At 51.4% G+C, this 16,988-nt stretch carries 14 protein-coding genes; 11 read left to right on the top strand and 3 right to left on the bottom strand.

The genetic code is table 11. The features are described 5' to 3' along the window. Nucleotides 1-273: 273 nt before the first annotated feature. Nucleotides 274-1,548, bottom strand: a complete 1,275-nt coding sequence (yjeH, locus tag JW499_RS05435) for an L-methionine/branched-chain amino acid transporter (RefSeq protein ID WP_205209650.1) — start codon at nt 1,546-1,548, stop codon at nt 274-276. Between the two features lie 131 nt (nt 1,549-1,679). Between yjeH and JW499_RS05430 the strand changes: the two genes are divergently transcribed. Continuing rightward, the gene (locus JW499_RS05430; RefSeq protein WP_205209649.1) at nt 1,680-2,117 is read left to right on the top strand and encodes an Lrp/AsnC family transcriptional regulator; all 438 of its coding nucleotides are present in this window, start codon (nt 1,680-1,682) and stop codon (nt 2,115-2,117) included. Between the two features lie 33 nt (nt 2,118-2,150). Here JW499_RS05430 and JW499_RS05425 read toward each other — a convergent pair whose 3' ends face one another. Further along, nucleotides 2,151-2,561, bottom strand: coding sequence for a VOC family protein (locus tag JW499_RS05425; protein ID WP_205209648.1), 411 nt, complete (start codon nt 2,559-2,561; stop codon nt 2,151-2,153). A 54-nt stretch (nt 2,562-2,615) separates the two neighbouring features. Then, the gene (locus JW499_RS05420) at nt 2,616-3,533 is read right to left on the bottom strand and encodes an AraC family transcriptional regulator (RefSeq protein ID WP_205209647.1); all 918 of its coding nucleotides are present in this window, start codon (nt 3,531-3,533) and stop codon (nt 2,616-2,618) included. Between the two features lie 236 nt (nt 3,534-3,769). On the opposite strand from JW499_RS05420, the gene JW499_RS05415 reads away from it, so the two are divergent. The 10 genes from JW499_RS05415 to JW499_RS05370 all read left to right on the top strand — a co-directional run bounded on the left by JW499_RS05415 (nt 3,770) and on the right by JW499_RS05370 (nt 16,863). Beyond that, nucleotides 3,770-5,263 carry a CoA-acylating methylmalonate-semialdehyde dehydrogenase gene (locus tag JW499_RS05415; protein WP_205209646.1) on the top strand — a complete coding sequence of 498 codons (1,494 nt, stop codon included), beginning with the start codon at nt 3,770-3,772 and terminating at the stop codon, nt 5,261-5,263. Between the two features lie 274 nt (nt 5,264-5,537). Further along, entirely contained in the window at nt 5,538-6,695 is a 1,158-nt protein-coding gene (locus tag JW499_RS05410; RefSeq protein WP_205209645.1) for an acyl-CoA dehydrogenase family protein, read from the top strand. A 79-nt stretch (nt 6,696-6,774) separates the two neighbouring features. Next, a complete protein-coding gene (locus tag JW499_RS05405) occupies nt 6,775-7,551 on the top strand; it encodes an enoyl-CoA hydratase (protein WP_205209644.1) in 777 nt (258 codons plus the stop codon). Nucleotides 7,552-7,572: 21 nt separating this feature from the next. After that, nucleotides 7,573-8,670, top strand: a complete 1,098-nt coding sequence (locus tag JW499_RS05400; RefSeq protein ID WP_205209643.1) for an enoyl-CoA hydratase/isomerase family protein — start codon at nt 7,573-7,575, stop codon at nt 8,668-8,670. A 50-nt stretch (nt 8,671-8,720) separates the two neighbouring features. Further along, nucleotides 8,721-9,611: a 3-hydroxyisobutyrate dehydrogenase gene (gene mmsB / locus JW499_RS05395; RefSeq protein ID WP_205209642.1), complete on the top strand. Its 891-nt coding sequence runs from the start codon at nt 8,721-8,723 to the stop codon at nt 9,609-9,611. Nucleotides 9,612-9,699: 88 nt separating this feature from the next. Further along, nucleotides 9,700-11,586, top strand: coding sequence for a propionyl-CoA synthetase (locus JW499_RS05390; RefSeq protein WP_205209641.1), 1,887 nt, complete (start codon nt 9,700-9,702; stop codon nt 11,584-11,586). Nucleotides 11,587-11,857: 271 nt separating this feature from the next. Next, nucleotides 11,858-12,607, top strand: coding sequence for an electron transfer flavoprotein subunit beta/FixA family protein (locus JW499_RS05385; RefSeq protein ID WP_205209640.1), 750 nt, complete (start codon nt 11,858-11,860; stop codon nt 12,605-12,607). Beyond that, nucleotides 12,607-13,536 carry an electron transfer flavoprotein subunit alpha/FixB family protein gene (locus JW499_RS05380; protein ID WP_205209639.1) on the top strand — a complete coding sequence of 310 codons (930 nt, stop codon included), beginning with the start codon at nt 12,607-12,609 and terminating at the stop codon, nt 13,534-13,536. The genes JW499_RS05385 and JW499_RS05380 overlap by 1 nt, the downstream gene beginning before the upstream one ends. A gap of 273 nt (nt 13,537-13,809) precedes the next feature. Further along, nucleotides 13,810-15,003: an enoyl-ACP reductase FabV gene (gene fabV, locus JW499_RS05375; RefSeq protein WP_205209638.1), complete on the top strand. Its 1,194-nt coding sequence runs from the start codon at nt 13,810-13,812 to the stop codon at nt 15,001-15,003. Between the two features lie 192 nt (nt 15,004-15,195). Continuing rightward, a complete protein-coding gene (locus tag JW499_RS05370; protein WP_205209637.1) occupies nt 15,196-16,863 on the top strand; it encodes a methyl-accepting chemotaxis protein in 1,668 nt (555 codons plus the stop codon). The last annotated feature ends 125 nt before the right edge of the window (nt 16,864-16,988 follow it).

Genomic DNA, 16,988 nt, shown 5'->3' with positions numbered 1-16,988 from the left:
ATAAGTATTTGATATTGTTGCAGCTTACACGTAATTATTATGTCGGATAGAATACCATTAAATTTGTAGGTCTTTTTTTACTTTCCATACCCAAATCACCATTTTGGGAGTATCTATGTTGACTGATTTAGATATACATTACGGATGAGTGGAAGGATTATATAGAGCACCAGAAAGATCGGTAATCGAGGGCTGCCTCTGTTCAACGTTATCTGGTTTAGATTCTTAGGGGATATATACTTTTCACGGCCAGCAGTAATTCAGGTAAGCATGTTACAAATCCACTGTTTCACTGGTCGGGTTCGACCGCTTCCAATACTGCTGTCCTAACATGATCATGGTTATCAGTAAGCCTAGCAAGAGGGCGTAAAGCATTGCACTGCCCAGGCAGTAGATAAACATCCCGCAGGCTATCAGGCTGATCGCTATTGCTGGCCTGCAACGTTTATCCAGTAACTTCCACGCGGCTAGCATTGAAGCGGAATACACCACCACAAAGGAGCCGTTTACCCAGTGGGCCATCAAGGTGAAATTCATTCTGGCCAGATAGCTGAGCAATAGCATTAGTGCAGAGATCAGTATAAAGGTGATCAGTGCTGTGGTGGGGACTCTATATTGGTTGAGTGAGCGTAACTGATGTGGCAGGATGCCATCATGACTGAAACTCCAGGCCAGACGGGAAAGACTGGCAAAGTAGATATTGATGGTTGCGATGCCGCTGATAAAGCCTAAGCCGCCGATAATCCAGCGACCACTGTTGCCGAACTGCAGCTCAAACAGGCCAACCATTGCCAGCGGATGTTCGGGTGCCCACATCGATAGCCAGGTGCAACCGATATAGATCAGTCCTACCAGTAAAACGCCGGTCAGGGTTGCCGGGATATAATCTTTTTGCACATCTTTAAATTCCCCCGCCAGATGGGTGACCGCTTCTATACCCAGAAAGCTCCAGATACCCAACCCTATCGCCTGCATCAGGCCGCTGTAATCGCCCACAATAACAGATTGAGACATGATGGGCGTGACATCGGTGATGGGGGCCTGAATCAGTGTCGTCACCAGCATCAGGGCAACCACCAACAGAATGGTCAGGGTCAGTCCCATCTGAATGCGGCCCGAGAGCTGTAGTCCCCGACGGTTAATATAAAACAGCAGTAGAAAAATCAGCAGCTCACCACCGAGTTGTTGTTCTGCTGAAAGCGAAATGATGGGTTCCAGAAACTTGAATGTCATCACCAGGGCTGCTGCAGCGCCGGGAGGCACTGAGAACAGAAACAGTAACCCGATAACCCTGCTGGCAAGGGGACCGAACGCCCGCTCAACAAAATAAGCGGGGCCAGCGGCGTGAGTGAAGCGTCGTCCCAGCTGGGCAAATACCCAGGTGAGTGGCAGAATACCCAGCAACAGAATAACCCAGGCCCAGATCGCTTTATTGCCGGCTGCAACGATGGTCAGTTGTGGCAGAATAAAGACCCCCGTTCCCAGCAGCGTGGTGGCAATCAGTCCCATCCCTTGCCAGCGGGTAATTGTTTGATTTAGCCTAGGCATTTTTTAGTCCGGATAACATACAGTGTGTCAGTAGAGTGTACGATCGATGATAAAACCGTTACGTCGTGGTTTACTGTCAATCTGTAGGTTTTTCACCATTTTGCCGACGTTTTGCATACTCAGGTTAACCCATGGATAGTTTTGATCAGAAAATAATCGCCGCACTTCGGCAAAATGCCCGGCAGAGCGTTTCCGCTATTGCTGAACAGGTAAATCTGTCCCGTCCCGCTGTCTCTGAAAGGATGAAGCGGATGGAAGAGCAGGGGGAGATTCTGGGCTATCAGGTGCTGACCTCGACTAAAGCCGATGAAAGCGGTCCTCTGAGAGCCTATTTTGAAATTAAGCACGGTGGTTACAAATGTCGCCCGCTGGTACAGCTGGTGATGCAGTACCCTGAGGTAAAGTACTGTCATGGTATTAGCGGCGAAGTGGATCTGCTGGTGTATATCGAGTTTTCAGAGATGCAGCGTTTGCATGAGATTCTTGCTGAAATTGATAATAAATTACCGCAGGGCGCTAAAATTGTTACCCATATGGTACTGCAAACCTGGGAACAATCACCCGGTTGATGCTCATCAGGGATTAGCAGGTTTTTTCACTTATTATCTGTTCTTGCTTCTGAGCTCGACGGTATTGCCTTCAGGGTCCTGAATATAGGTGGATAGTCCGAAGCCTTCACTGCCATAGCGTTCAGTGAAATCACCGAAGGCTATTTTATGCTCTTTGAGGTGTTTGCGGATCTCATCTTCAGAGATGGGCTCGAGTAGCAGGCAGAAGTGATCCAGATTGTTCTCGGTTGGCGCCGGTGCGCCACCACCTTCGCGTCCCAGTTCACTGTCTACTATCACCAGGTCGATCAGCGCAGTGCCTGCGCGCAGTTGTACCAGCCCGGTTTTGGGGGGCAACTCGCGCTCGACAATGCAACCCAGCACACCGCAGTAAAATGCCAGCATCTCTTCCAGTTGAGTGGTGCGTAAAACGATATGATCAATTCCGGCAATGTTGAGTGTCATACCCACCTCATATAAAGCAGTGTTAGTAAACAGTTCAGTGACTAGTAAGTTAAATTAAATAGTTTCGGTTTTAAAGCTCTTATACGACCAGGCGCCGACCTGCAGTTTGCGATATTGGGTGGGTGATATACCCATCACCTTCTTGAAAACGCGGGAGAAGTAATAGGCGTCTTCATAGCCCACCATAAAGGCCACCTCAGCAATGGTTCTGCTACTGATATCCAGCAGGTGACAGGCGCGTTCAATTTTCAGGTGGATAAAGTGGTTAATTGGTGTGGTGCCGGTGATATCTCTATACTTCTTAATAAAGTGATATTTTGACAGGTTAACGCTGGCCGCCAGGGTATCGATATCCAGCTGTTCATGAATACGGGCCTGCATCAGGCTGTGAATTTTTTCCAGATCGAAACTGTCGGCATCCTGGCTGCGTACCAGCGGCTGTAACAGTGCAATATGAGTGAGTATCTGCCGCAACTGGTTTGCCGCATTGATAAAGGCGTTCAGATGGTAGCTGCTATGCCGTGCTTCCAGCAGGGCATCGAACTCGCTCACCAGACTACTGTGTAATCCTAAGTGAACCACCGGCTTCTGTTCTGAGATCTGCAGATGGGCAATAAAGTCATCCGCCAGTCCTCCCTCAAAATGACACCAGTAGATGGTCCAGGGGATATTCAGACTGGATGCATATTGGTGAGCTGTGCCCCGGGGTAACAGAATCAGATCACCGCTATTTACCGCAATATTCTTCTGGTTAACGCGAATTTTACCTTTGCCGTCGAGGCAATATATCAGCAGATGGTCATCATGTTCCAGGCGTTCCATACGGTGCCCTACTGCTTGCTTGTAATAGCCGGCACCGAGTGGGTAAAGATCCTTTGAAAGCCTGTTATTGCTAAGTTTTTCGATGATTTTGTGGGGCATGATAAAGCGGATGCTCTGGGGCGGCAGAGGCCAGTTTGACGGTGTGCTCATCGGGGCTGCTCGACTAATGTAGTATAGGGCATTAAGGGTTTATAAGGGTATTCATGTATTAAATAGCAATATAGTCCATTAATATAGCAACATTATGAATCATCTGCAGTCGGAAGCTGTGCTTTAATTGAATCCATGGTGCCCCCTCTGTATTCAGGAAAACGGTTCCGTTCTAACCGTGACAAGAACAAGCAAGAACTGAATTATAAAAACTAAACTATAAAAAGGTGCAAAACATGTCTCAGCAAGTCCCTCTACTGATCAATGGTGAACTGCTTCAGAGCCGCAGTGAAAACTGGATTCCTGTGACCAATCCTGCAACTCAGGAAGTCATTGCCCGGGTGCCTTGTGCCACCGCGGATGAAGTGGATCAGGCGGTCGAAGCCGCAAAAGCCGCGTTTGAATCCTGGAAAGAGACCCCTGTCGGTGAGCGTGCCCGTCTGATGCTGCGTTATCAGGCGTTGCTGAAAGAGAATCATGATCAGATTGCTGAGCTGCTGTCACAGGAAACCGGTAAAACCTTTGAAGATGCCAAAGGTGATGTATGGCGCGGTATTGAAGTGGTTGAACACGCCTGTAATATTGCTTCACTGAGCATGGGGGAGACGGTTGAAAACGTTGCCCGCAAGATCGACTGTTACAGCATTACTCAACCGCTGGGTGTGTGTGTGGGTATCACCCCGTTTAACTTCCCGGCGATGATTCCTCTGTGGATGTTCCCGATGGCAATCGCCTGTGGTAACACCTTTGTCCTGAAACCATCCGAACAAGACCCGCTGACGCCGATGCGTCTGGCAGAGCTGTTTAAAGAAGCCGGTGCCCCGGATGGTCTGCTGCAGGTTGTTCACGGCACGAAAGAGGTTGTTGATCAGTTGCTGACTCACAAAGACACCCCTGCAATCTCCTTCGTCGGCTCGGTGGCTGTCGGTGAGCATATCTACCGTACCGGTACTGATAAGATGAAACGGGTACAGGCGTTTGCCGGGGCTAAGAACCATATGGTGATTATGCCGGATGCCGCTAAAAACCAGGTAGTCAACAGCATTGCCGGAGCCTCTGTCGGTGCCGCAGGCCAGCGTTGTATGGCGATTTCAGTCGCAGTATTTGTAGGTAATTCACGGGAGTGGATTCCAGAGGTTCGTGATGCCCTGGCTAAAGTGCGTCCCGGTGTCTGGAATGACCCTGAAGCGGGTTATGGCCCACAGATTAACCCTCAGGCCAAACAACGAATTCTGAGCTTTATTCAGGAAGGTAAAGATGCCGGTGCCGAGTGTATTCTGGATGGTTCTGAGTGTGTCGTTGAAGGATTCCCCGACGGGAACTGGGTTGGCCCAACCATGTTCAGAGGTGTCACCCGGGATATGTCCATCTATCAGGAAGAGATCTTTGGTCCGGTACTGATCACACTGGAAGTGGATACGCTTGAAGAAGCGATCGCACTGATCAACGAAAACCCTTACGGTAATGGTACTTCCATCTTTACCTCATCCGGTGCGGCTGCGCGTAAGTATCAGCACGAGATTAAAGTGGGTCAGGTGGGTATCAACGTACCGGTACCCGTGCCACTGCCTATGTTCTCGTTCACTGGCTGGAGAAAATCGTTCTACGGTGATCAGCATGCCTATGGCAAGCAGGCGGTTAAGTTCTACACCGAGACTAAAACCGTCACTGCACGCTGGTTTGAGGATGATATTGATACCGGGGTTAATACCACGATACATCTGAAATAATTTTTGTCGCCTGAGCTATTGCGCTTGGTGACTCTGCGTTAAAAGCTGGCTTAAAGTGCTCAGCGGCAGTTAACTGCCACAACGTCCGAAGGACGGCCCGTAAGGGTGAGCTTTGCGAATATTGACAACAGTCAACTCCGCCTTTGCGCCAGTTTTTGCCTTGATTCACCGGCGCTCATTACGCTCAGCCAACAAAAATGGGATTTGTCGTTAAATACACTCTGACTCTTCAGAGTAATAATAAGAATCTACCTGTGTTAAGTACGGAGCATCTATGGATTTTGAACTGAATGAGGAACAGGTGGCGTTTGCCGATATGGCTCGCGCGTTTGCTCAGAATGAACTGGAACCCAATGCCGGCGAGTGGGATCTGCATCAGACCTTTCCGGTTGATGTGCTTAAAGCTGCGGGAGAGCTTGGTTTCTGCGGCCTGTATTCCCATGAGGATGTTGGCGGTCTGGGCCTGAGCCGGTTAGATTCCAGCATTATCTTTGAACAGCTGGCGATGGGATGTACCTCAACTACCGCCTTTATCACGATTCATAATATGGCCACCTGGATGATCTCCGAGTTTGGCGCAGAGGATGTGCGTCAGCAGTGGTGTCCGCAACTGACCGCCGGTGAGAAGCTGGCATCCTACTGCCTGACGGAACCCAATGCCGGTTCCGATGCCGGGTCGTTGAAAACCTCTGCCCGCCGTGATGGCGATGACTATCTGTTGAATGGCAGCAAAATCTTCATCTCTGGTGCCGGTGCAACCGACTGCCTGGTGGTGATGGCGCGCACCGGAGAGGAAGGGCCGAAAGGGATCTCCGCGTTTGCCGTTGATGCCACACTGCCCGGCATCACCTATGGCCGTAAAGAGGAGAAGATGGGCTGGAATAGTCAGCCAACCCGGATGATCACCTTTGAGGATGTGCGTATCCCAGCCTCTGCGATTCTCGGTCAGGAAGGCGATGGTTTCAGGATCGCGATGCGGGGCCTGGATGGTGGGCGCATCAATATTGCCACCTGCTCTGTGGGTACCGCTCAGCAGGCGTTGAATAAAGCCACCGAATATATGCATGAGCGAAAGCAGTTTGGTCAGTCGCTGGCGAACTTCCAGGCGCTGCAGTTTAAACTGGCTAACGCTGCCACCGAGTTGGTGGCTGCCCGGCAGATGGTGCGTATGGCGGCAACCCGTCTGGATAATAACCATCCTGATAAAACCACCTACTGTGCCATGGCGAAGCGTTTTGCCACTGATGTGGGCTATAACGTTGCCGATGAAGCGCTGCAGATTTTTGGGGGGAACGGTTATATCAAAGAGTATCCGATGGAACGCTTCCTGCGGGATAACCGGGTGCACCGGATTCTTGAAGGCACTAACGAGATTATGAATGTGATTATCGCCCGTCGTTTGCTAATGCAGAATGCCGCAGAACTGCTGTAAATCGCGGGTTAGATTAACCAGAACCGGGGTCGTTAGCTTCCCGGATAAAGAACAGAGTTGAACAGAAAGGAAGATCACCATGACCGACAAGCTGATAGTTGAGAAGCGGGGCAGTATTGCCCTGCTGACAATGAATAATCCGCCAGCTAATACCTGGACAGAAGAGAGCCTTAAAGGGCTTAAAACGCTGGTGGAAGAGCTGAACGCTGATCGTGATATCTATAGTCTGGTGATTACCGGACAGGGCGAAAAATTCTTCTCAGCCGGCGCGGACCTGAACCTGTTTGCCGAGGGCGATCGCAGTGTTGCCCGGGATATAGCGCGTTATTTTGGTGAAGCGTTTGAAACCCTGAGCCAGTTCCGCGGTGTCTCTATCGCAGCCATCAATGGTTTTGCCATGGGTGGTGGTATGGAGGTCGCACTGGCCTGTGATATCCGTATCGCCGAAGAGCAGTCACAGATGGCGCTGCCGGAAGCCAAAGTAGGCTTGCTGCCCTGTGCCGGTGGCACCCAGAACCTCACTATGCTGGTGGGTGAGGGCTGGACCAAGCGGATGATTCTCTGCGGGGAGCGCATTAAAGCTGCGAAAGCTCAGGAGATCGGTCTGGTGGAAGAGGTGGTGCCGCAGGGGCAGGCGTTGGAAAAAGCGCTGGAGCTGGCGGCGAACGTGGCTCAGCAGAGCCCGACAGCGGTGGCTTCCTGTAAGAAGCTGATCCAGAACAACCGCACCCAGCACTGGGATGCCGGTTATATTCTTGAGCGGGAACTGTTTGTCGATCTGTTCTTTACCGAAGATCAGAAAGAGGGGGTGAATGCCTTCCTGGGTAAGCGTGCCCCCCAGTGGAAAAACCGCTAAGCGGTATACAGGAGAGAATTGATGAGCTGTGTACTGTTTAATGAATACCCGACCCGCGATGGCAAAAAAATTGTTGAGATCCAGCTGAACGCAGAACGGAGCCTTAATGCGCTGACGCTGGAGATGATCGATCTGATTCAGCCAAAACTGGATCAATGGAAAACCGATGATGCAGTGGTCGCTGTACTCCTCGATAGCGCCGGAGAGAAAGCTTTCTGTGCCGGGGGTGATGTGGTCAACCTGTACAAGTCGATGACCGGTGATGGTGATCCGCAGTTTCCAACCGATTTTTTTACCCGGGAATATATTCTCGATTACACCATTCACACCTATCCCAAACCGATTATCTGTTGGGGCCATGGCATTGTGATGGGCGGTGGTATGGGGCTGATGAACGGCTGTAGCCACCGTATCGTCACCGAGAAAACCCATATGGCGATGCCCGAAGTGACTATTGGCCTTTATCCTGATGTTGGTGGGAGCTGGTTTTTGAACCATATGCCGGGTCGTACCGGTCTGTTTCTTGGCCTCACCGGCAACCCGATGAATGCCGCCGATGCTTTGTTCCTGGGGTTGGCGGACCGGTTTATCGCCGCAGAACTGCGTAGCCAGATGCTGGATGGACTGCAGGCGGAAAGCTGGGACGGTTGTGCCCATGCGGCAACCAATCGGGTGCTGCGTGATCTGGAGCAGCAGTCTCAGGCGGCGTTTAATGCGGACTCACCGGTGCAGAATCACTACTCGTTTATTCAGCAGATTACCGACAAAGACTCTCTGCCGGAGCTGGTTGAAGGGTTGTTGGCGGTCGACAGCGATGACAAGTGGATCAACCGGGCACAGAAAGCGATCAGTCATGGCAGTCCACTGGCGATTCATATCATCAGGCGGCAGATGGAGGTGACTAAACATATGTCGCTGAAACAGGTGTTTGAAAGTGAAATGATTCTGTCGGTGCAGTGCTGTAAGCAGCGGGAGTTTCCCGAAGGTGTACGGGCACTATTAGTGGATAAAGATGGCGCTCCGCAATGGACCTATAAAACCGTCGGGGAGGTTGATCCGGCATTTGTCGATCAGTTCTTTGAATCCCCGTGGGCGGTTAACCCACTGGCGTCACTCTAATTTAGCCGTGTAACGAAAACGTTAATAAGAATTAAAAGAGGCAAAGTGTTATGGCAACTATCGGATTTATCGGTCTGGGCAACATGGGCGGACCCATGGCGATCAACCTGCTGAAAGCAGGTCATGAAGTAAAGGCGTTCGACCTGTCTCAGGCAGCAGTAGAGCACGTCGTATCAGAGGGCGGTACCGCTGTGGCTTCTGCCGTTGAGGCGGCTACCGGTGCTGATTTTGTGATCTCCATGCTGCCTGCCGGGGTGCATGTGCAGGGGCTCTATCTGACAGGGGAGGCCCCGCTGCTGGATGTGGTCTCTGACAATGCGCTGATTATTGATTCCTCAACCATTGATGCCGCCACGGCGCAGCGGGTTTCAGCGGCGGCGACAGAGCGGGGACTGAGCTTTATCGATGCACCGGTATCCGGTGGTGTCGGCGGCGCTATCGCCGGGACCCTGGCGTTTATGGTCGGCGCAACCGATGAGCAGTTTGCTAAAGCAAAACCGATTCTGGAGTGTATGGGTAAGAATATCTTCCATGCCGGTCAGAGTGGTGCAGGCCAGATCGCTAAAGCGTGCAACAATATGATGTTGTCGATCCTGATGGCGGGTACCAGTGAAGCGCTGAACATGGGGATGAAAAATGGCCTCGATCCAGCGGTGCTCTCTGAAATCATGAAACAGAGCTCTGGAAATAACTGGGCGCTTCAGGTATACAACCCGGTCCCCGGGGTGATGGAGGGGGTGCCCTCTTCCAACAATTATCAGGGCGGTTTTCAGGTCGATCTGATGTTTAAGGATCTGGGGCTGGCGATGGAGCTGAGTCAGCAGAGTAACTCGCCGGTGCCAATGGGATCTGCGGCGCGCTCACTGTTCTCGCTGCATAAGTCCAAAGGCAACGGCGGTCTGGATTTCTCCAGCATTTTAAAGCTCTATCAGGACAGCTGATTTTCTCATGATTTAACATCAGCAACCGCATACTGCCGGTAATGCCTGCCGGCAGACTCCCTCTATAAAAACAAAACCGGAGTAGGTCATGGGTTACAACGACGAATACCGGGCTGCACAGCAGAACCCCGAAGCATACTGGGCTGAGCAGGCTAAACGCATCAACTGGTTTAAACAACCTGAAACGATCCTCAAAAAAACGCCTAATGGCACATTTTGCTGGTATCCGGATGGCGAACTGAACAGTTGTTATCTGGCGCTGGATCAGCATCTGCACAGCCGGGGTGATCAGGTGGCACTCTATTACGACTCACCGGCGACCGACAGTAAACAACAGATCACCTACCGCGAACTGCATCAGAAAGTGGCGCTGTTTGCCGGAACCCTGAAAAAGCTGGGGGTGGAAAAAGGCGATACCGTGGTGATATATATGCCGATGATTCCGGAAGCTGCAGTGGCGATGCTCGCCTGCGCCCGGTTAGGGGCGGTGCATTCGGTGGTGTTCGGTGGCTTTGCTGCCAATGAGATGGCGATCCGTATCGACGATGCGAAACCCAAACTGATTCTGACCGCATCCTGCGGTATCGAGTTTGATAAGAAAATTGCCTATAAACCCCTGGTCGATAAAGCGATTGATCTGGCAACTCATCAGCCCGCCTATACGATTGTCTGTCAGCGGCCGATGTTGCAGGCAGAGATGAATCCGGAGCGTGATCTCGACTGGTATGCGTGCCAGCAAGATGCTGAACCCGCCGATTGTGTCCCCGTGAAAGGGAGCGACCCGCTGTATATTCTCTATACCTCAGGCACCACCGGCGCGCCGAAAGGGATCGTGCGGGATAACGGTGGCCACGCCGTGGCGCTTAACTATGCCCTGCATAATGTCTATGGTATGAACCCCGGTGATGTTTGGTGGGGGGCCTCGGATATTGGCTGGGTGGTAGGACACTCCTTTATTGTTTATGGCCCGCTGATGGGCGGCTGCAGTGCGATCTTCTTTGAAGGTAAACCGATCAAAACCCCTGACGCCGGAACTTTCTGGCGGGTGATCGATGAGTACCGGGTGAATTCCATGTTCTGTGCACCGACCGCATTCCGGGCGATTCGCAAGGAAGATCCGGAAGGTGAGCTGGCGCAGAAGTATGACCTTTCCAGCCTTAACTGGGTGTTTGTCGCCGGTGAAAAACTCGATTCCTCCACCTATCAATGGCTTGACGGGTTGCTGCAGGTGCCGGTGATCGATCACTGGTGGCAGACCGAAACCGGCTGGCCAATGACTGCGCCAATGATGGGCTGGGATAACCCCTCAGCGGCGCGGCTGGGATCAACCAATAAACCGATTCCCGGTTATGATATTCAGGTGGTTGATGGCGAAGGACAGCTGGTTGAGCCGAATGAAACCGGTAATATTGTGGTCACCCTGCCGATGCCGCCGGGGGTTGCCTGGGATATCTGGAATCAACCGCAGCGCTTTACCGATTCCTATCTCACCGCTTTTCCGGGCTATTACCACACCGGCGATGGCGGCTTCAAGGATGAGGATGGCTACGTTTACATCACCGGGCGTACCGATGATGTGATCAATGTCTCAGGTCATCGTTTGTCAACGGGAGAGATGGAAGAGGTGGTCTCATCCCATCCCGCAGTGGCCGAGTGTGCGGTGATCGGTGTCAACGATGCCCTCAAAGGCCAGGTTCCCGCAGGGCTGATTGTGCTGAAGGCGGGTGTGGAAATAGATGAATCACAGCTGCAAGCCGAACTGGTACAGATGGTGCGTGATCAGGTGGGGGCGCTGGCCTGCTTCCGCCGGGCTGTTGTGGTACAACGTCTGCCGAAAACCCGATCCGGCAAGATTTTGCGTGCCATTCTGCGCAAGATAGCAGCCAGTGATGAGTATAAGATGCCCTCGACCATTGATGATGAGAGTATTCTGGCGGAGATCACTGAGATGATGGATCGCGCGGGGATGAGGTAAGAGCCGTTGCTCGTAGCTCGACGTCACAAAAGGCGTGACTTGTTCGTTGCTCGATAAAAGCCTTCTTTTTAAGTGAAGGTCTGAATTTGAGTGATGAACTTTGTAGGAAAGTTGTTGCATAGGTTTTGTGCCGGGCAATAACGAGCAACGGGATCCTCCCCTTTTAGGGTTGTTGTGTAATAGCGGTCTCGCTGTAGAATGAAAGCAAGCCCATGTTTTTTCTGGGTAGAAGAAACTTTATTGATAATAGACATGCAAAGGCGGTAGACAGATGAAAGTGCTGGTAACTGTCAAACGTGTTATCGACTACAACGTAAAAGTACGCGTCAAGTCGGATAACAGTGACGTTGATCTGAATAATGTAAAAATGGCGATGAATCCCTTTTGTGAGATCGCTGTAGAGGAAGCCGTACGTCTGAAGGAAGCGGGTGTCGCATCTGAAGTTGTCGTGGTCTCTCTGGGCCCCCAGGCCGCACAGGAGCAGCTCCGTACCGCTCTGGCGCTGGGCGCTGACCGGGGTATTCTGGTGCAGTCCGATGAAAACCTGGAGTCACTGACAGTCGCCAAACTGTTGGCGAAGGTGATCGGGGAGGAGCAGCCAGGGCTGGTGATCATGGGTAAGCAGGCGATCGACACTGATAACAATCAGACCGGTCAGATGCTGGCTGCTCTGACGGGGATGCCTCAGGGTACCTTTGCATCAGAAGTTAAAGTGTCCGGTGATAAGGTTCAGGTCACCCGTGAAGTGGATGGTGGTCTGCAAACGGTTGAACTGACTATGCCGGCGATTGTTACCACCGATCTTCGTCTGAATGAGCCCCGCTATGCTTCTCTGCCCAATATCATGAAAGCCAAGCGCAAACCGCTGGAAACCAAAACCCCGGAGGATCTGGGCGTGGCGGTTAAAGCGCATACTCAGCTGTTGAAAGTTGAGCCACCTGCACAGCGTCAGGCGGGTATTAAGGTTACCTCCGTGGAGGAGCTGGTGGACAAACTGAAGAATGAAGCGAAGGTGATCTGATGGCTACTCTGATTATTGCTGAACACGATAACCAGTCACTTAAAGGTGCAACCCTTAACGCGGTTACGGCCGCCACTCAGATTGGTGGGGATGTCCATATTCTGGTGGCTGGAGCGGGATGTCAGGGCGTTGCCGATGCTGCAGCCAGTGTTGCCGGTATCAGTAAAGTGTTGCTGGCGGATAATGCTGCCTATGAGCATCAGCTGGCAGAAAATGTCAGCCTGCTGGTCGCTGAACTGGGAACTGATTACAGCCATGTTATCGCACCGGCCACCACGGCGGGTAAAAACCTGATGCCACGGGTGGCCGCTTTGCTGGATGTTGCTCAGCTTTCCGATGTGATCCGTGTTGATAGCGAAGATACCTTTGCCCGGCCTATCTATGCTGGCAATGCGATTGCTACCGTTAAATCCCTTGATGCAATCAAAGTGATTACTATCCGCGGCACCGGTTTTGATGCAGCTGCGGCTGAAGGTGGTTCAGCTGTTATAGAGGCGGTTACTGCGGTCCATGACGCCGGTATCTCAACCTTTATCGGCGAAGAGATGGCTAAGAGCGATCGTCCGGAGCTGACCGCAGCGAGTGTTATCGTTTCCGGTGGCCGGGGCATGGGTAATGGTGAGAACTTTGCACTGCTTGAGTCTCTGGCGGATAAACTGGGGGCGGCTGTGGGGGCTTCCCGGGCAGCGGTCGATGCCGGCTTTGTGCCGAATGATATGCAGGTGGGTCAGACCGGTAAAATTGTTGCGCCGGATCTGTATATTGCGGTTGGGATCTCCGGGGCGATTCAGCATCTGGCCGGGATGAAAGACTCCAAAGTTATTGTTGCTATCAACAAAGACGAAGAGGCTCCGATCTTCTCTGTAGCTGATTATGGTCTGGTGGCTGATCTGTTTGATGCGGTGCCTGAGCTGGATGGTAAACTGTAAGTTTTTCCCCTGGATATCTGCTTAGTTGTTGCTAAGTAGTGTTTGACGCTGTTGGGTGGTAAAGCCACCTTTGACGGGATAAGAGCTCGCTTTTTTCAGTAAAAGCGGGCTTTTTTTATGGCTGTTCAGAGCGCTTTAGCTGTATTAGAAGACTAAAATCGGGTATCTTTACCGGCTGTTTCAGACATCGATTTCAAGAACGATATCAATAATCTCTGCTGGGGGCGGGTAAGCGAGCCGGACAGAGAGAATGACAAGTAAAGTGGATCCATAATGATTATCAAACCGAAGATTCGTGGCTTTATCTGTACCACAACACATCCAACAGGTTGTGAGCGCAATATTCAGGAACAGATCGATTACACTAAAGCGCAGGGACCAATCAAAAACGGACCCAAGCGGGTGCTGGTGATCGGTTCTTCCAGTGGTTACGGTATGTCGTCACGCATCTCCGCCGCATTTGGTTGTGGTGCAGCCACCATCGGTGTGTTTTTTGAAAAGCCTGCCAGCGACAGAAAGACCGGTACAGCCGGTTGGTATAATGCGGCTTTTTTCGATCAGAAAGCCCATGATGCAGGGCTCTATGCCAAGAGCCTGAATGGTGATGCTTTCTCCAATGAAGCCAAACAGAAAACCATTGATCTGATTAAAGAGGATCTGGGACAGATCGATCTGGTGGTCTACTCGCTGGCTTCTCCGGTCCGTAAGCTGCCAGAAACCGGAGAGGTCATCCGTTCCTGCCTGAAACCTATCGGCGAAACCTATCGTTCTACTGCCATTGATACCAACAAAGATGTGATTATCGAAGCAGAAGTTGAACCGGCTACCGAACAGGAAGTGGCTGATACCGTAACCGTTATGGGCGGGCAGGACTGGGAGCTGTGGATCAGCGCGCTGGATGATGCCGGAGTCCTTGCTGAAGGGTGTAAGACCGTCGCCTACAGCTATATTGGTACCGATATTACCTGGCCTATCTACTGGGATGGTGCTCTGGGGCAGGCGAAGAAAGATGTGGACCGCGCAGCGGCGGCGCTCAACAGTAAACTGTCAGAGAAGGGTGGTAGTGCCAACGTTGCGGTGCTTAAATCAGTTGTCACCCAGGCCAGTTCTGCGATTCCTGTGATGCCTTTGTATCTCTCGATGGTGTTTAAGATTATGCGTGCCGAGGGTGTTCATGAAGGCTGTATGGAACAGGTGTTCCGTCTGTTCAACACCGCTATTGCTGGTGATACTGGCAAAATGGATGATGAAAACCGGATGCGCATGGACGACTGGGAACTGCGGGATGATATTCAGCAGAAATGTCGCGAGCTGTGGCCGACGATTACTACAGAGAACCTGTTCGAAAAGACGGACTATCAACTGTATAAGGATGAGTTTCTGAAACTGTTTGGTTTCGGTGTTGCGGGCGTTGATTATGACGCGGATGTCAGCCCCCTGGTTGAATTTGATGTCATCGATATCTGACAGGTCAGTGTTATCAGTCAATAGTTAAAAGCGGCCTGTTGCCGCTTTTTTGTTGTGTGCACCTGATGATTCCTGGCTGTCCTGATTTTGAGATAGGTCAACAATGAACCCGAAATGGGGACTCATAGCTTTGATAACGTCTGGGTTTGTGTGTGTAATAGACTTAATCCATTTATAAAGTGAGTGATCCTGATGACAGTGTCGATTAGCAAGCGTCTTACGATCATGGGGACTGCCCCTGTTATCCTCTTAGCGGTTATTCTGCTGATATTGACTGTTTTTGAAAATAATGAGTTGCGCCATGAACAGCTTCAGATCACTGAAAGTAAGCTGATAGAGATGAAACGCGCAGAGTTGGAGTCGCTGAATAAGGTCGCCTTTAACTCTATCAAGCATATCTATGATGCAGGGGGGACGCTGGAAGATGCTCTGCCAATTCTGCGGGCTCTTAAGTATGGCAAGAATGGTTACTTTTTTGGCTATACCGATAAAGGTGTGCGGGTCTTTATGGGGGATATGGATAAGTCGATCGGTAAAAATTTCTGGGATCTGCAGGACTCCAATGGCGTATATATTCTCCGTGAGCTGATCAAAGCAGGCAAGCAGGGGGGCGGTTTTGTGACCTATCACTTCCCTAAGCCGGGTCAAACGATAGCCGAAGCGAAACTCTCATATGCTATCTATCTGGACCGCTGGAATCTGATGATAGGCGCGGGCTTTTATCTTGATGATGTCGAGACGATCCTGGCAGATGTTGATACTGCTTCCTTAAACAGCCTTGATACGCTGTTGATCTACTTTGCTCTGGCGAGCGTCGTTTTAGTGGTGCTGGCAGTCATCTTCAGTTCAGTTGTCAAAGCCTCGATAATGCGCCCTCTGTACAGTATTAATGAATCGATGAAATCGTTGTCCACTGGAGAGGGGGATCTGACCTCCCGTCTCAAAATTGATGGCGATCATGAGCTGGGTGATCTGGCCCGGAGCTTTAACCGGTTTATTGAAACCCTGCAGAAGATGGTTGGCGAAGTGATTGCGCTGTCTGCCGGAGTGACTCAGCGCTCTGCAGCGATTAGTAAACAGATGGAGCAGGTCTCCAATCTGCTGCATCAGCAGCAGGTACAGATTGAACACTCCGCCTCGGCGATGTCCCAGATGTCCGCAACGGCTCAGGATATTGCCCATAACACTGCGGAAACCGCTAACTCCACCAATGAGTCCCGGGATAACCTCAACCAGGCCGAAGGCAGTGTGGTTGAACTGACCGGTGCGGTGAAAACGCTGGCAGATGATGTCGCGGGCTCTAACCAGGCTATTTCGACGCTGGAGAATAACGTGCAGGATATTATCTCTGTGGTTGGTGTCATCCAGGAGATAGCGGAACAAACCAACCTGTTAGCATTGAATGCAGCGATTGAAGCGGCCCGTGCGGGTGAGCAGGGGCGTGGTTTTGCGGTAGTGGCCGATGAAGTTCGTACGCTGGCAACCCGTACTCAGGCGAGCACTTTGCAGGTTCATGAGAGTATCGAAAAGCTCAAGTTGGCATCCAGTGATGCCGTCAAAACGATGCAGCACAGCTTTAAACAATCGGATCTGGCGGTAACCCAGTCAGAGAAGGGGATGTCAGAACTGTCAAAAGTTTCCGGACATATGGACCTGATTCAGGAGATGTCTGTGGTGATCGCCACGGCCGCAGAAGAGCAGAGTCAGGTGTGTGAAAACCTGAATCAGACCGTTACCGAGATTGCCGGCCATTCGGAGATGTCTTCACAGATCGCCCGGGAGAATAATCAGGCGGTACAGGATCTGGCCCAGGAGGCCGGTAAACTGCAGAAACTGGTGGGTCGGTTTAAAGTCGCATAAGTCGTTTTAACCCTCGTTATTTTATTCAGGGGCTTCGGCCCCTTTTTTTGTGGGCTGAGTTTTGTGAGCAGAGAGTTATGTTGTCAGTGCAGATGAATACAATGGTTCGTCCGGCAGTGTGACTG

The sequence above is a fragment of the Amphritea pacifica genome (assembly GCF_016924145.1).
Taxonomy (GTDB): Bacteria; Pseudomonadota; Gammaproteobacteria; order Pseudomonadales; family Balneatricaceae; genus Amphritea; species Amphritea pacifica.
This window is presented reverse-complemented; position numbering and strand designations above follow the sequence as displayed.

Bases quoted from the DNA above. Each gene is read 5' to 3' on its own strand.
- yjeH (WP_205209650.1), bottom strand. From the start codon at position 1,548: ATGCCTAGGCTAAATCAAACAATTACCCGCTGGCAAGGGATGGGACTG.
- JW499_RS05430 (WP_205209649.1), top strand. From the start codon at position 1,680: ATGGATAGTTTTGATCAGAAAATAATCGCCGCACTTCGGCAAAATGCC.
- JW499_RS05425 (WP_205209648.1), bottom strand. From the start codon at position 2,561: ATGACACTCAACATTGCCGGAATTGATCATATCGTTTTACGCACCACT.
- JW499_RS05420 (WP_205209647.1), bottom strand. From the start codon at position 3,533: ATGAGCACACCGTCAAACTGGCCTCTGCCGCCCCAGAGCATCCGCTTT.
- JW499_RS05415 (WP_205209646.1), top strand. From the start codon at position 3,770: ATGTCTCAGCAAGTCCCTCTACTGATCAATGGTGAACTGCTTCAGAGC.
- JW499_RS05410 (WP_205209645.1), top strand. From the start codon at position 5,538: ATGGATTTTGAACTGAATGAGGAACAGGTGGCGTTTGCCGATATGGCT.
- JW499_RS05405 (WP_205209644.1), top strand. From the start codon at position 6,775: ATGACCGACAAGCTGATAGTTGAGAAGCGGGGCAGTATTGCCCTGCTG.
- JW499_RS05400 (WP_205209643.1), top strand. From the start codon at position 7,573: ATGAGCTGTGTACTGTTTAATGAATACCCGACCCGCGATGGCAAAAAA.
- mmsB (WP_205209642.1), top strand. From the start codon at position 8,721: ATGGCAACTATCGGATTTATCGGTCTGGGCAACATGGGCGGACCCATG.
- JW499_RS05390 (WP_205209641.1), top strand. From the start codon at position 9,700: ATGGGTTACAACGACGAATACCGGGCTGCACAGCAGAACCCCGAAGCA.
- JW499_RS05385 (WP_205209640.1), top strand. From the start codon at position 11,858: ATGAAAGTGCTGGTAACTGTCAAACGTGTTATCGACTACAACGTAAAA.
- JW499_RS05380 (WP_205209639.1), top strand. From the start codon at position 12,607: ATGGCTACTCTGATTATTGCTGAACACGATAACCAGTCACTTAAAGGT.
- fabV (WP_205209638.1), top strand. From the start codon at position 13,810: ATGATTATCAAACCGAAGATTCGTGGCTTTATCTGTACCACAACACAT.
- JW499_RS05370 (WP_205209637.1), top strand. From the start codon at position 15,196: ATGACAGTGTCGATTAGCAAGCGTCTTACGATCATGGGGACTGCCCCT.